Origin of the sequence: Bacillus sp. FSL M7-1020, assembly GCF_038050415.1 — a bacterium.
In the GTDB taxonomy this organism is placed as follows: Bacteria; Bacillota; Bacilli; order Bacillales; family Bacillaceae_G; genus Bacillus_A; species Bacillus_A toyonensis.
The window spans coordinates 5,105,001-5,120,895 of record NZ_JBBOTW010000001.1 but is presented as its reverse complement, the minus strand read 5'-3'; the positions used below and the strand labels follow the sequence as shown (position 1 = coordinate 5,120,895).

The following is a 15,895-nucleotide window of genomic DNA, read 5'->3' as shown; positions in this document are numbered from 1 at the left end:
TTATCCTCTTTTCCATCTTGTACCTTGTGCGGTATCTTCTAAAATAATATTACGTTCTTTTAAATCATCGCGAATTTGATCAGATAATGCGAAATCACGATTTTTACGAGCTTCAATACGCTTTTGGATAAGCGCCTCAATTTCCTCATCAAGCAATTCTTCTTTTGCTAATTCTAATCCTAAAATATCGAATAATGTTTCAAGTTGTTTCACGTATGCTTCAATTACAACTTTAGAAGTATGTTCTTCTAATAAATATTGATTTGCGTGATTTGCTACATTATATAATTCAGTAATCGCATTAGCAGTATTGAAGTCATCATCCATTGCTTCTTCAAATGCAGCCTGGAATTTTTCCATCTCAGCTAACCATTTCTCATTATGATCTGTTAAATTCGCGCTACTTTCCATACGATGCTTTAAGTTACCGTAAGCTGTTTTAATTCTTTCTAGCCCGTTATTCGTACTTTGTAATAACTCTTCACTAAAGTTAATTGGATGACGGTAATGTACTGATAGCATAAAGAATCTAATTAACTGTGGATCATATTGCTTAATGATATCGTGAACTAAAATGAAGTTTCCAAGTGACTTAGACATCTTCTCATTATCAATATTAATATATCCATTATGCATCCAGTAACGTGCAAATGTTTTTCCAGTCAACGCCTCGGACTGTGCAATTTCATTTTCATGATGAGGAAATGCTAAGTCTTGACCACCAGCATGAATGTCAATTGTATCCCCTAAGTACTTACGTGCCATCGCTGAGCATTCAATATGCCACCCTGGACGTCCTTTCCCCCAAGGGCTTTCCCAGAAGATTTCTCCCTCTTTTGCAGCTTTCCATAAAGCAAAGTCAAGAGGGTCTTGTTTCTTTTCTCCTACTTCAATACGTGCACCATGACGTAAATCAGCGATTGGCTGATGCGATAATTTACCGTAACCTTCGAATTCTTTCGTTCTAAAGTACACATCACCTTCTGATTCATATGCATACCCTTTATTCACAAGTTCTTGAATAAATTCAATAATAATATCCATATTTTCTGTTACACGCGGATGAACTGTTGCATGTTTGCAACCTAGTGCGGTTACATCTTCAAAATATGCTTCAACGAAACGGTCAGCAATTGTCGGTACATCTTCACCTAATTCATTTGCTGCTTTAATTAATTTATCATCTACGTCAGTAAAGTTAGATACATACTGCACTTCGTACCCTTTGTATTCTAAATAACGGCGTACTGTATCGAACACCATAGGGGGTCTCGCATTCCCAATATGGATGTAGTTATATACTGTAGGACCGCAAACATACATCTTTACCTTATTTTCTTCTAATGGAATAAACTTTTCCTTTTGACGTGTTAGCGTATTATAAATGTGAATAGTCATTTTTATCCTTCCTTTCTACCTTTACTTCAAGTTGCTTTTTCAATTTATCAAGTTCTGCTTCCATAACCTTTAATTTATCAAAAATCGGATCCGGAAGATCGGAATGATTTAACTCTTGACCAATCTTCACTCCATTTTGAATAACGACTCGGCCAGGTATACCTACAACTGTAGAATGCGCAGGGACTTCTTTTAATACAACGGATCCTGCTCCAATTTTAGAATTCTCTCCAACAGTAATTGAGCCTAGTACTTTAGCACCTGTTGCAATTAATACATTATCCTGAATTGTAGGGTGCCTCTTTCCCTTTTCTTTTCCCGTACCACCTAATGTAACACCTTGATAAATTGTTACATTATCACCAATCTCACACGTTTCTCCAATTACAACCCCCATTCCATGGTCAATGAAAAAATGACGACCAATTGTTGCTCCTGGATGAATCTCAATGCCAGTAAAAAACCGACTAACTTGTGAAATCCAACGTGCAATAAAAAAGAAATTCTTTTTATAAAAAGCATGTGCAATTCGATGGGCCCAAACTGCATGTAATCCAGAGTAAGTCAAAATGACTTCGAAATAACTTCGTGCCGCTGGATCCTGTTCAAAAACGACTTCAATATCTTCCCGAAGCCTCTTAAACATCGATGTCCCCTCCCCTTTATGGGCTGCTTTTTCGAGTGAACTAACTCCCTTAACTCCCCACTTATCCTCTAAATCTTTATACAAGGAGATCAAACTTATACTTATACCCACTTTTACGGTATAAAAAAAGACGCCTCTGTCATATTGACAGAGACGCCTTTTAAGCGCGGTTCCACTCTGTTTAGGCTAATAAAAAAGCCTCAAACTCATCCATGATAACGGTGTACACCGCTTCTGCTTACTTTACGCCCTAAGACATTTCACGAAACAATTCGTTGTTCAGCAGAAGACTCGAAGGGGCATTTCAAAAATCCGCTTATAAACCACTTCCAGCCTAAAGGTGGTTCTCTCTGTAAAAAGCCTGATTTTCTACTTCTCCTTCTCGTCGCTTTTCCTTATTAGATTTTAAGTATACTTATTATATTTCTAAACCTAGAAAATGTTAACCAATTACTTTTTGAAGACGATTTAAAACTTTTTCTTTCCCAAGAAGTGCAATCGCATTAGGAAGCTCTGGACCATGTGTTTGACCAGTAGTAGCAACACGGATTGGCATAAATAAGTTTTTACCTTTATGCCCTGTTTCCTTTTGAACTGCTTTAATAGCTGCCTTAATCGCTGCAGGCTCCATCGCTTCTAGAGCTTCTATTTGACCAGCAAATGCACGAAGTACTTCAGGTACCTGTTCACCATTTAATACTTCTTGTCCTTCTTCTTCATAATCAACATGATCTTTAAAGAACATTTCAGAAAGCTCTACGATTTCAGCTCCGAAACTCATTTGGTCATGATATAAAGCAATTACATCACGAATCCAAGCTTGTTCTTGTTCACTTAAAGTTTCGCCCACACGTCCAGCTTTCACTAAATGCGGTAAACTTAACTCTACAACCGTATCTAAATCTTGCTTTTTCATATACTGGTTGTTCATCCATTTTAATTTTTGAGAATCAAATAATGCAGGTGATTTTGATAAACGAGCTGCATCGAACATTTTGATGAACTCATCTTTAGAGAAGATCTCTTCTTCTCCTACCGGCGACCAACCTAGTAGTGCAATAAAGTTAAAGATTGCTTCTGGAAGATATCCTAGCTCTTTATATTGCTCAATAAATTGAATAATAGATTCATCACGTTTACTTAACTTTTTACGGCTTTCGTTAACAATTAGGGTCATATGACCGAATTGTGGGATGTCCCAACCGAAAGCTTCATAAATCATCATTTGTTTTGGCGTATTTGAAATATGATCATCGCCACGAAGCACATGTGTAATCTCCATTAAGTGATCATCTACTGCTACCGCAAAGTTATAAGTTGGAATTCCATCTTTTTTCACGATAACAAAATCACCGAAATCATTTGAATGGAATGCAACTTCATCTTTTACGATGTCTTTGAATGTGTAATCACGATCAGCTGGTACACGGAAACGAATACTTGGAATACGTCCCTCAGCTTCAAATTCTTTCATTTGTTCTTCAGTTAAATCACGATGGTTACCTGCATAACGAGGTGTTTCACCACGAGAAATTTGTCCTTCACGCTCTGCTTCCAGCTCTTCTTCTGTCATATAACATTTGTAAGCTAAACCACGCTCTAATAAATCTAGATATAATTTTTTATAAATATCTAAACGCTCTGTTTGACGATATGGTCCGAATTCACCACCAACATCAACACCTTCATCCCAGTCCATACCGAGCCATTTCAAGTATTTTAATTGGCTTTCTTCTCCACCTGCAACATTACGTTTTACATCAGTATCTTCAATACGAATAATAAACTTACCATCTTGATGACGAGCAAATAAATAATTAAATAATGCCGTACGCGCATTTCCGATATGTAAGTGTCCTGTTGGACTTGGCGCATAGCGCACTCTCACTTGCTTTTCCATAATTGGTACACCTTCCATTCTTAATGTCAACACATTCTATAATTGTACAACAAAAAAATGTGATTATCCATCTTACGAATTAAAAACCATTATTTTTTCTGTAATAATACCACTGCTTGAGAAGCAATTCCTTCTTCTCTACCTGTAAATCCTAATTTTTCCGTTGTTGTTGCCTTTACATTAATGTTATCTATAGACGTTTCTAACAGTTCACTAATACGTTTACGCATACTTTCAATATGCGGTGCCATTTTTGGCTTTTGAGCAATAATTGTACAATCTAGATTTCCTAGCTCGTAACCTTGTTCGCGTACAAATTCCCAAACCTTTTGTAGTAATATAGCTGAATCTGCATCTTTAAAGGCAGGATCAGTATCAGGAAAATGCTTTCCAATATCTCCTGCTGCAATTGCTCCTAGACATGCGTCAGCAATCGTATGTAACAATACATCCGCATCTGAGTGACCGATTAATCCCTTCTCATGAGGAATTGTAATTCCGCCAATAATTAACGGTCTACCTTCCGCAAATTCATGTACATCAAAACCTTGTCCAATTCGAAACATTCTTTACATCCTCCTTGAGCTAAACCACTGAGCTTTATGACTCTATATTATATCGATATCCTTACAAAGAAAAGCCCGGCTATTGCCGAGCTTTCCTTTGTTATACACCATCACGGCTATTTTTTCTGAACATGAAGGAAACTTTCAGCAATTAGTAAATCCTCTGGAGTCGTCACTTTAATATTATAGTAACTCCCCTCTACTACACCTACTTGCTTACCAATGCGTTCTACGAGACTTGCATCATCTGTACCAAGAAAACAGCTCTGTTTTGCACTCCTATGAGCTTCTAACAAAAGCGAAACAGAGAACCCTTGCGGTGTTTGTACAGCCTTAAGCTGAGATCGTTCTACCGTTTCGACAACAACACCTTGCTCTACTTTCTTCACTGTATCCTTTACTGGCACTGCACAAATGGAAGCCCCATATTTTTCTGCTGCTGTTAATACATCTTGAATCACTTTATTCGTTACGAATGGGCGCGCTCCGTCATGCACAAGAACGTATTCCACATCACTTGCATGCTGAATCGCGTTATATACACTATCTTGTCTTTCAGCCCCACCTTGAATAAATTGCACCTGTTTTTCAATCGGATACTTCTGCATTAATTCTTCAAAATACGGGCGTTCCTCTTCGTTAATTGCCATAACAATACTTTTGCACGCCTTATCTCTTTCAAAAGCACGTAATGTATGCACGATAATCGGTACTTCATTTATAAGTAAGAACAACTTATTTTTGCCAGCACCCATCCGCTTTCCTTGACCGGCTGCCGGAATAATTAATGTATACATATTAATAATCCTCTACCTATAATGCTTTTTCTAATAATTTACGTTTTGCGAAAATCATACGACCAGCCGATGTTTGTAATACGCTAGTAACTAGTACATTAAGTTGCGAACCTACATACTCTCTACCATCTTCTACTACAATCATCGTACCATCATCTAAGTACGCAACACCTTGGTTTTGCTCTTTACCATCTTTCACAACATAAACACTTAATTCTTCGCCAGGGAGTACAACTGGTTTAATTGCATTAGCTAAATCATTAATGTTTAACACCGTTACTCCTTGTAATTCAGAAACTTTATTTAAGTTAAAATCATTTGTTACTACAGTTCCACCGGTGATTTTAGCTAACTTTACAAGTTTGCTATCCACCTCTTGGATATCCTCGAAATCGCCTTCATAAATTTCTACCGGAATCGGCATCTCTTTTTGAATACGATTTAAAATGTCTAGTCCTCTGCGACCACGATTACGCTTTAAAGCATCGGAGGAGTCGGCAATATGCTGAAGCTCTTCTAATACGAATTGTGGAATTACAATTGTTCCTTCTAAAAACTTCGTTTGGCAAATATCAGCAATACGTCCATCAATAATTACACTCGTATCGAGAATTTTCCAATGAGCCGTAGATTTTTCTACCTCTATCTCTTCGTTCTCACTATTGTTTTTCTTCTTACCTCCGCGTTGGGGTAATGTAAATAATCCTAGCAATTCATTCCTCTTTTTAAATCCTACTTGGAATCCTAAATATCCAAGTAAAAGAGTAAAGAACACTTGCAATACTGTGCTAATAACCGGAATTGTAAATTCACGAATTGGTATTAAAATTAAATATGCAACAATGAGACCAGAGATTAAACCTAATGTACCAAATAAAACATCTGCTACAGGCGCCTTTACAAGAGCCTCTTCAATATGCTTAATAAGTTGAACAATATAATCTACAAGCCAAAATGTTGTTAAAAATAAAATAATTGCACCAATAATTGCACGAACATACGATCCTTCCAATAAAGGAACAGCACCGATGTCTAATACATTAATAACTTTTGGGATTAAGTAAATCCCTAACGCTCCCCCAATTACTAGAAAGAAGAGCTGTACGATCCGTTTTAACATCCAACCACCTCCTACTCATTATTAACCATTGTTTCGCTAATCAAAACGCCGAATGCAAAAGCGGACGTGTTTTTTTATAAATAGTTTTATTTACCAATATATCATATCATATACCAAAAATGTTCTAGTGTCGTTATATTATGGAATCAATGTAATATTCTTAATTGTGTCTACTCATATAGAGATGCTCTTGAATTCTTTTTAAGCCTTCTCGTATTTTCTTCGCCCTTACTTCTCCAATTCCTTCCACATCATCCAATTCATGAATAGTCGCGCGACAAACACCTTGCAACGTTTTGAATCGATTAATTAAATTTTCAATGATAAGTGGCGGAACACGAGAGATTTTGCTTGTGATTCGATATCCCCTTGGCGTCACACTTTCTTCTAAACTCGTTTGCCCTGGGTAGCCAAGTAATTTTACTAAATCACTATCCTCTAAAAGTTGTGTATTTGCAAGGTCCTGCAACTTTTTCAAAATTTGATGATGGTCTTGTGTTTTTTCTTGGTGATAATCTTTGATTAATAATGCTGCCTCTGCCTCTAAATCAGCTAGTAGTTCTGTAAGTTGTAAACGGATTAACCTACCTTCTGTTCCTAGCTCATGAATATAGCTCAATATTTCATTTTTAATACGCAGTACCATTTCAACACTATGTAAAACGTGAACGACCTCGGACATTGTAACGACCTCTTCAAATTCTAGAATGCCCAAATTCGTAATACCATCATTCCATACAGCCTTATATTTTTCTAACGTTTGAATAGCTTGATTTGCCTTTGTTAAAATAACCCCTATATCTTTTAGTGTATAACGTAAGTTCCCTTGATATAGCGTAATTACGTTACGTCTTTGTGAAATAGCTACAACAAGGCTACCAGTCTGCTTCGCTACACGTTCTGCTGTTCGGTGACGCATGCCTGTTTCAATAGAATCAATAGATGCCTCTGGAACTAACTGTGCATTTGCTATTAAAATTTTACTTCCCGTTTCATTTAAAATAAGTGCCCCGTCCATTTTTGCTAATTCATATAAACTAGCAGGAGAGAATGCACAATTAATGTGAAAACCGCCATCAACAATACTTTTAATCTGCTCATTATATCCAAGAACAATTAGTCCCCCTGTTTGTGCGCGAAGTACATTATCTATCCCTTCGCGCAGTGGTGTCCCTGGGGCCACGAGCTGTAAAATATTAATCATACTTTTGACACGTTGCTTATTTTCTTCCATAGCCTAGCCTCCTAATGTCAAACGAAGCGCTTCTCCTAAATTAGAAACACCTACAACCTCAATCCCATCTGGAATTGTCCATCCTCCTAAGTTTTTTCTAGGAATAATAACACGTTGAAATCCTAATTTAGCCGCTTCTTGTACACGTTGTTCGATTCTTGATACTCTTCTTATTTCTCCAGTTAATCCTACTTCTCCTATTACTGCATCGGTTGGTGCCGTAGATTTATCCCTAAAACTTGAGGCTATACTTAAAGCCACTGCTAAATCAATTGCCGGTTCATCTAATTTCAAACCACCAGCTACTTTTAAATATGCATCTTGATTTTGCAATAGTAAGCCTGTTCTTTTTTCTAATACTGCCATAATAAGCGAAACACGGTTATGATCAATTCCCGTCGCCATTCTTCGAGGATTTCCAAAACTAGTAGGGGAGATTAAAGCTTGTATTTCTACTAAAACCGGTCTTGTTCCTTCCATTGAAGCAACTACTGTTGACCCTGCAACACCAACCGGCCTTTCCTCAAGGAAGATTTCAGAAGGATTTAAAACTTCCGCAAGACCAAGCTCTTTCATTTCAAAGATACCCATTTCATTCGTGGAACCAAAACGGTTCTTCACAGCTCGTAAAATACGATACGTATGGTGTCGATCTCCCTCAAAGTAGAGAACTGCATCGACCATATGTTCTAACATACGAGGTCCTGCAATTGCTCCTTCTTTTGTCACATGCCCGACGATGAAAATAGGGATTCCTTTTGTTTTTGCAAGTTTCATTAATTCCGCTGTACATTCACGTACTTGTGCCACACTTCCTGGTGCTGACGTCACTTCAGGTAAATGTATCGTTTGAATAGAATCAATAACAACAAAAGCTGGATTCATTTCTTCAATATGTGCTGCAATACGCTGCAGATCTGTCTCTGCTACAACAAATAGATTGCTACCCTTTACATGCAAACGATCTGCACGAAGTTTAATCTGCTTTGCCGACTCCTCACCCGATATGTATAATACATCATATGAAGAATCTGCTAATTGCGATGAAATCTGTAATAGTAATGTTGATTTTCCAATCCCAGGGTCTCCACCAATAAGTACTAAGGACCCATCTACAATTCCGCCACCAAGCACACGGTTAAACTCTTGAAATTCCGTTTCAATACGTGCCTCAGACTTTGTTTCTACTTCAGTAAGACGTCTTGGTTTTGTTACTTCCGTTTGAATTGCATTCGCGTAATTAAGGCGCCTTGATGATACAACTGGTTCCATCTCTTCAACAAGTGTATTCCATTGACCACATCCGGGACATTTACCCATATATTTCGGTGACTGATAACCACACTCTTGACATATAAATTTCGTTTTCTTTTTAGCCATACCTTTTTATAGTTCACTTCACTTTCGTCTATAAACGTTTATCCTTCTCGTACAAGAAAGAGGGCTATCGCGTAGCCCTCTTTGTTTGTCTATACTTATTTTACCTTTTCCGCACTATGAATGACAAATGATTCTCCTTCTACATCAAAGATAACTTTTTGTCCTTTCTCAATAGCACCTTTTAAAAGTTCTTCAGATAGTCTATCTTCTACATGCTTCTGAATTGCCCTACGAAGCGGACGAGCACCGTACTCACGATCAAATCCTTTATCAGCAATAGCAGAAATTGCCCCTTCTGTTAATTGCAATTCGATTTCTTGTTCTTTTAAGCGATTCACTAACTGATTTACCATAAGAGTTACTATTTCTTGAATATGTTTTTTCTCAAGCATATGGAATACGATAATTTCATCGATACGGTTTAAGAATTCTGGACGAAATGCTTTTTTCAGTTCATCCATTACTTTACCTTTCATATCCGAATAATCGCGGCTCTCATCTTGTACGTTAAATCCAAGATACTTATTACGTTTTAATGCATCTGCCCCAACGTTAGATGTCATAATAACAATTGTATTACGGAAATCTACTGTACGTCCTTTAGAATCGGTTAAACGACCATCTTCTAATACTTGTAGTAAAATATTAAACACATCCGGATGAGCTTTCTCTACCTCATCTAATAAGACAACTGAATATGGCTTGCGACGAACTTTCTCTGTTAATTGTCCACCTTCTTCATATCCAACATATCCTGGAGGAGAACCAACTAAACGGGAAGTAGAATGCTTCTCCATGTACTCTGACATATCGATGCGAATCATTGCATCTTCATCACCGAACATAGATTCTGCTAGTGCTCTTGCAAGTTCTGTTTTACCTACACCTGTTGGCCCTAAGAAAATAAATGAACCAATTGGGCGCTTCGGATCTTTTAATCCTGCTCTCGCACGACGAACAGCTTTTGCTACAGCTACTACCGCTTCATCTTGACCAATTAAACGATCATGAAGAATGGATTCTAAGTTTAATAATTTATCAGTCTCTGTTTGTGCAAGTTTAGAAACTGGGATACGCGTCCATGTAGAAACGACATTTGCAATATCTTCTACCGTAACCTCTGAATTTTCTTTTCCTTGTTGCTCTTTCCATTGACGTTTTGTATCTTCTAACTTCTCTCGTAAGCGTTGTTCCATATCACGTAAAGATGCAGCCTTTTCAAATTCTTGACTTTGTACAGCCGCATCTTTTTCTTTTCGAATCTCCTCAAGCTTCACTTCAAGCTCTTTTAAGTTTGGTGGTGTTGTATAAGAACGTAAGCGAACTTTTGAAGCAGCTTCATCAATTAAATCAATTGCTTTATCCGGTAAAAAGCGATCTGTAATATAACGATCTGAAAGTTTTACAGCTGCATCAATAGCGTCATCTGTAATAGATACACGGTGATGCGCCTCATAACGGTCACGTAAACCTTTCAAGATTTGAATCGATTCTTCTAAACTTGGCTCATCAACATGAATTGGTTGAAAACGTCTTTCTAAAGCCGCGTCTTTTTCAATATATTTGCGATACTCATCTAAAGTTGTCGCCCCAATACATTGTAACTCTCCTCGTGCTAAAGATGGTTTTAAAATATTCGATGCATCGATTGCACCTTCTGCTCCACCGGCACCAATTAATGTATGAAGCTCATCAATAAATAGAATAATATTGCCTGCTTGGCGAATTTCATCCATCACTTTCTTTAAACGGTCTTCAAATTCACCGCGATATTTCGTTCCAGCTACTACTGTACCCATGTCTAGTGTCATAACACGCTTATCTCTTAAAGTTTCAGGAACTTCATTATTTACAATTTGCTGTGCTAATCCTTCTGCAATTGCCGTTTTACCTACACCAGGCTCACCGATTAATACTGGGTTGTTTTTCGTTCTACGGCTTAACACCTCAATTACACGTTGAATTTCTTTACCACGTCCAATAACAGGGTCTAAGCGATTTTCACGTGCAACAACTGTTAAGTCCCTTGCTAAACTGTCAAGTGTCGGTGTATTTGCATTTGTTGCTGAACCACCTTGATGACCTGAACTAGCTTCATTACTTCCAAGAAGTTGTAACACTTGTTGTCTCGCTTTATTTAAACTTACACCTAAATTATTTAAAACACGTGCCGCTACACCTTCACCTTCACGGATTAAACCGAGTAAAATGTGTTCTGTTCCAACGTAAGAATGGCCTAGCTTACGCGCTTCATCCATAGATAATTCAATAACCTTTTTAGCACGAGGTGTATAATGTACAGTTTGAGAAGCTTCTGTTCCACGCCCAATTAACGCTTCTACTTCTTTTTGAACTTTCTCTGGACTTAATCCAAGAGCAATTAACGCTTTTGCTGCAATTCCTTCACCTTCGCGTACAAGCCCAAGTAAAATATGTTCTGTTCCAATATTATTATGCCCAATACGAATTGCTTCCTCTTGAGATAAAGCTAATACTTTCTGTGCTCTTTCTGTAAATCTTCCAAACATCATAGAAATCGCCTCCTACTTGCGCTTAGTTTTTTTCAATACGTAATCGCTCACGGATTAAGGTTGATCTTCGATAATCTCTTTCTTCTGGCCCTAAAGGTCCTCCTGCGTATTGTTGTAAAATGCCCGGTTGAGTAAGAACCATTAACTCCGTCAAAATATTTCTCGATATACCTTTTATATATCCTAGATCAATACCAAGTCGTACATCTGATAAGCAATTAGCAGCTTCTGCAGATTGAATTAAACGACTGTTTGCTAGTATGCCGTAAGAACGATAAACCTTATCTTCAAGTTCAATACTTGAATTTTGTACAATTAATTCTCTAGCCATTTTTTCTTGCTGTATAATTTGTTGAATGACACCTTTTAAATCTGCAATAATATCTTCTTCAGACTTTCCTAGCGTCATTTGATTTGACACTTGAAATATATTACCTAACGCTTCGCTACCTTCACCGTATATTCCTCTTACTACTAACCCTAATTTTTGAATTACTTGTATAATACGGCTAATTCTTTTTGTTAAAACCAGTCCCGGTAAATGAATCATCACAGAAGCTCTTAACCCTGTGCCAACATTAGTAGGACAGCTTGTAATATATCCAAGTGATTCATCAAAAGCGTATTCAACTTCTTTCTCAATCCAATTATCTATTTGATTGGCGCTTTGAAGCGCCTCTGATAACTGTAATCCTGAAAATAGGCACTGAATCCGAATATGGTCTTCTTCATTAAGCATAACACTAATATGTTCACTTTCTGATAGTAGACATGCTCCATATTCTGTCCCTGCAAGATTTGGACTAATTAAATGCTTTTCGACTAAAACTCTCCTTTGAAGGGGGGTTAATTCATTCATCTTTAATAGTCCAAACTCCCCAAAGGACCCTACTGCTTTATTTATAAATTTTTTTTTAAATAATTCATGAATCTGTTTAGCTTCTTCTTCGTTTTGCATAGTAGAAAATTGATATTGTTTAAAATTACGAGCCAAACGAATTCGACTACTTAAAACAATATCAGAATCAGGGCCATCCCCCTTCATCCATGGACTAATCGCTTCATTCATAATTTTGTCCAGTGACATAGAACTATTCCCCCTCTCTATGCTCACTAAGATGTATTTCAAGACCTCGAATCTTATCTCTTACCTCTGCAGCTTTCTCAAATTCCTCTTTCTGTACGCATTGTTTCAGAATGAGTTTTAGTTCATCTAATTCTTTCTTTAAGTGGATATTTCCTTCTATACGTTCCGGAATTTTTCCACAATGATCTGTATGCCCACCATGAAGACGTTTTAATAGTGGCTTTAAATGCTCCTTAAATGTATCGTAGCAAGAAGAACAGCCAAAACGTCCCACTTTTGTAAATTGTTCATATGTCATCTTACAATCTGGGCATCTTACTATATTTGCATTTGAAAATCCATTTTTTCCTTCTTCAAACATTGTTGATTCACCGTGTAATAAACCAGCAAATAAATCATGAAATGAAAAGTTAGACTGCGATGATTGAAAGAAAGACGTATAGCCACTTTGCTCTGCACATTGCTCACAAAGATGAACTTCCGCCTTCTTCTCGTTAATTACTTTTGTATAATGTAAAGTCGCTGGTCTTATATTACAGTTTTGACAAGTCATCACTATCCCCACCTTTACAACAGGAACGCTCTATCTCATGATACTTTTCATACATTACTAGATTGTTCGCTTTCCTGAATCCGTTTAAATAAAAGTGCATGTTCTTTTTCAAAACTTCTACAACATTTAACTGCTTTATCTTAGTCATCATTCTTTTACAAAAGCTATATTTATTTATATTTCAGTGTTCTTAACATTGCGCATAATATTCGAGCCCTAAGTTCATCTCGAGAAGGAACATCCATTGATAATACAGAACGATCTATTACGCTTAACATCAGTTTCGCTTCACGATTTGTTATGATTCCCTCTTCTATTAAACGTATAATCATGCTTTCTGCATTCCCTTGCGCAACACTATGATCAATCATATGAAGCATTTGATCAATAATGTCTATATCGTCATGCAGTTTGACTTTTATAATGCGAATGTAACCTCCTCCACCACGTTTACTTTCTACTACAAATCCTCTTTCTAACGTAAAACGGGTATTGATTACATAATTGATTTGAGATGGTACGCACTCGAACCGATCCGCAATCTCATTTCTCTTAATTTCAATCACATTATTATTGCTTAAGTCAATAACTTGCTTTAGATATTGCTCAATGATATCAGATATATTTCTCATTTATCCGCCACCTTTATTGACTTTGACTATCTTTGACTTTAATTATATACGTATTAATAAAATTTGCAACTCTTTTGCTTATTCACTATCCTAGCCACATTCTCCTGTATTTAATCAAAATATTAATACTTTAAACACATTTTTTTATTACTATGGATTATAAAATAAAACACGAAAAAACACGAGTCATTTGACTCGTGTTTTAGTTGCTTGGCGACGTCCTACTCTCACAGGGACAAGGTCCCAACTACCATCGGCGCTAGAGAGCTTAACTTCCGTGTTCGGTATGGGAACGGGTGTGACCTCTCTGCCATCATCACCAAACTATGAAGGCATATTCCTTCAAAACTAGATAACATTTGCTTCATATTATATGGTTAAGTCCTCGATCTATTAGTATTCGTCAGCTCCACATGTCACCATGCTTCCACCTCGAACCTATCAACCTGATCATCTTTCAGGGATCTTACTAGCTTACGCTATGGGAAATCTCATCTTGAGGGGGGCTTCATGCTTAGATGCTTTCAGCACTTATCCCTTCCGCACATAGCTACCCAGCTATGCCCTTGGCAGAACAACTGGTACACCAGCGGTGCGTCCATCCCGGTCCTCTCGTACTAAGGACAGCTCCTCTCAAATTTCCTACGCCCACGACGGATAGGGACCGAACTGTCTCACGACGTTCTGAACCCAGCTCGCGTACCGCTTTAATGGGCGAACAGCCCAACCCTTGGGACCGACTACAGCCCCAGGATGCGATGAGCCGACATCGAGGTGCCAAACCTCCCCGTCGATGTGGACTCTTGGGGGAGATAAGCCTGTTATCCCCGGGGTAGCTTTTATCCGTTGAGCGATGGCCCTTCCATGCGGAACCACCGGATCACTAAGCCCGACTTTCGTCCCTGCTCGACTTGTAGGTCTCGCAGTCAAGCTCCCTTATGCCTTTGCACTCTACGAATGATTTCCAACCATTCTGAGGGAACCTTTGGGCGCCTCCGTTACACTTTAGGAGGCGACCGCCCCAGTCAAACTGCCCACCTGACACTGTCTCCCGGGTCGATAAGACCCGTAGGTTAGAATTTCAATACAGTCAGGGCGGTATCCCACCAGCGCCTCCACCGAAGCTAGCGCTCCGGTTTCAATGGCTCCCGCCTATCCTGTACAAACTGTACCAAAATTCAATATCAGGCTACAGTAAAGCTCCACGGGGTCTTTCCGTCCTGTCGCGGGTAACCTGCATCTTCACAGGTACTATAATTTCACCGAGTCTCTGGTTGAGACAGTGCCCAAATCGTTACACCTTTCGTGCGGGTCGGAACTTACCCGACAAGGAATTTCGCTACCTTAGGACCGTTATAGTTACGGCCGCCGTTTACTGGGGCTTCAGTTCAGAGCTTCGCTTACGCTAACCCCTCTCCTTAACCTTCCAGCACCGGGCAGGTGTCAGCCCCTATACTTCGCCTTACGGCTTCGCAGAGACCTGTGTTTTTGCTAAACAGTCGCTTGGGCCTATTCACTGCGGCTTTCCGTTAAGAAAGCACCCCTTCTCCCGAAGTTACGGGGTCATTTTGCCGAGTTCCTTAACCAGAGTTCTCTCGCACACCTTAGGATTCTCTCCTCGCCTACCTGTGTCGGTTTGCGGTACAGGCACCTTTTATCTCGCTAGAAGCTTTTCTTGGCAGCGGGGAATCAAAGACTTCGCTCCATAAGGAGCTTCCCCATCACAGCTCAGCCTTCACGATAAGCGGATTTGCCTACTTATCAGCCTAACTGCTTGGACGTGCACAACCAATCGCACGCTTCTTCTATCCTTCTGCGTCCCTCCATTGCTCAAACGATAAAGAGGTGGTACAGGAATATCAACCTGTTGTCCATCGCCTACGCCTGTCGGCCTCGGCTTAGGTCCTGACTAACCCTGAGCGGACGAGCCTTCCTCAGGAAACCTTAGGCATTCGGTGGACGGGATTCTCACCCGTCTTTCGCTACTCATACCGGCATTCTCACTTCTAAGCGCTCCACCAGTCCTTCCGGTCTGACTTCACTGCACTTAG

Annotated in this window: 12 protein-coding genes, 2 rRNA genes and 1 other annotated feature (1 of these 15 running past the window's edge); all 14 genes read right to left on the bottom strand. The window is 38.8% G+C overall.

The genetic code is table 11. The annotated features are described in order from the left end of the window. Positions 1 to 1,398 carry a cysteine--tRNA ligase gene (cysS, locus tag MHB70_RS26365; protein WP_000152285.1) on the bottom strand — a complete coding sequence of 466 codons (1,398 nt, stop codon included), beginning with the start codon at positions 1,396 to 1,398 and terminating at the stop codon, positions 1 to 3. After that, positions 1,379 to 2,044, bottom strand: coding sequence for a serine O-acetyltransferase (cysE, locus tag MHB70_RS26360; RefSeq protein WP_000476498.1), 666 nt, complete (start codon positions 2,042 to 2,044; stop codon positions 1,379 to 1,381). The genes cysS and cysE overlap by 20 nt, the downstream gene beginning before the upstream one ends. A gap of 146 nt (positions 2,045 to 2,190) precedes the next feature. Beyond that, positions 2,191 to 2,439: a binding site (T-box leader), on the bottom strand. Positions 2,440 to 2,486: 47 nt separating this feature from the next. After that, positions 2,487 to 3,944: a glutamate--tRNA ligase gene (gltX, locus tag MHB70_RS26355; RefSeq protein ID WP_000415160.1), complete on the bottom strand. Its 1,458-nt coding sequence runs from the start codon at positions 3,942 to 3,944 to the stop codon at positions 2,487 to 2,489. 89 nt (positions 3,945 to 4,033) lie between these two features. Next, on the bottom strand, positions 4,034 to 4,510 hold the full coding sequence (ispF, locus tag MHB70_RS26350; protein ID WP_000488380.1) for a 2-C-methyl-D-erythritol 2,4-cyclodiphosphate synthase: 477 nt from the start codon (positions 4,508 to 4,510) through the stop codon (positions 4,034 to 4,036). A 116-nt stretch (positions 4,511 to 4,626) separates the two neighbouring features. Continuing rightward, positions 4,627 to 5,307 (bottom strand): 2-C-methyl-D-erythritol 4-phosphate cytidylyltransferase, encoded by a 681-nt coding sequence (ispD, locus tag MHB70_RS26345; RefSeq protein ID WP_000288308.1) that lies wholly within the window; start codon positions 5,305 to 5,307, stop codon positions 4,627 to 4,629. A 16-nt stretch (positions 5,308 to 5,323) separates the two neighbouring features. Then, positions 5,324 to 6,427, bottom strand: coding sequence for a PIN/TRAM domain-containing protein (locus tag MHB70_RS26340; protein ID WP_000919680.1), 1,104 nt, complete (start codon positions 6,425 to 6,427; stop codon positions 5,324 to 5,326). A 160-nt stretch (positions 6,428 to 6,587) separates the two neighbouring features. After that, positions 6,588 to 7,661 carry a DNA integrity scanning diadenylate cyclase DisA gene (disA, locus tag MHB70_RS26335; protein ID WP_000392164.1) on the bottom strand — a complete coding sequence of 358 codons (1,074 nt, stop codon included), beginning with the start codon at positions 7,659 to 7,661 and terminating at the stop codon, positions 6,588 to 6,590. A gap of 3 nt (positions 7,662 to 7,664) precedes the next feature. Next, complete coding sequence (gene radA, locus MHB70_RS26330; RefSeq protein WP_001085199.1) at positions 7,665 to 9,041, bottom strand: DNA repair protein RadA; 1,377 nt, start codon at positions 9,039 to 9,041, stop codon at positions 7,665 to 7,667. A 95-nt stretch (positions 9,042 to 9,136) separates the two neighbouring features. Further along, on the bottom strand, positions 9,137 to 11,572 hold the full coding sequence (gene clpC / locus MHB70_RS26325) for an ATP-dependent protease ATP-binding subunit ClpC (RefSeq protein WP_000971171.1): 2,436 nt from the start codon (positions 11,570 to 11,572) through the stop codon (positions 9,137 to 9,139). A gap of 22 nt (positions 11,573 to 11,594) precedes the next feature. Then, complete coding sequence (locus MHB70_RS26320) at positions 11,595 to 12,659, bottom strand: protein arginine kinase (protein WP_000050835.1); 1,065 nt, start codon at positions 12,657 to 12,659, stop codon at positions 11,595 to 11,597. Between the two features lie 4 nt (positions 12,660 to 12,663). Next, complete coding sequence (locus MHB70_RS26315; protein ID WP_000128388.1) at positions 12,664 to 13,212, bottom strand: UvrB/UvrC motif-containing protein; 549 nt, start codon at positions 13,210 to 13,212, stop codon at positions 12,664 to 12,666. Positions 13,213 to 13,382: 170 nt separating this feature from the next. After that, the gene (gene ctsR / locus MHB70_RS26310; RefSeq protein ID WP_001244560.1) at positions 13,383 to 13,844 is read right to left on the bottom strand and encodes a transcriptional regulator CtsR; all 462 of its coding nucleotides are present in this window, start codon (positions 13,842 to 13,844) and stop codon (positions 13,383 to 13,385) included. A gap of 208 nt (positions 13,845 to 14,052) precedes the next feature. Further along, a 5S ribosomal RNA gene (gene rrf, locus MHB70_RS26305) occupies positions 14,053 to 14,168 on the bottom strand. 49 nt (positions 14,169 to 14,217) lie between these two features. Further along, positions 14,218 to 15,895 (bottom strand): 23S ribosomal RNA (locus MHB70_RS26300) (it continues 1,244 nt past the right edge of the window).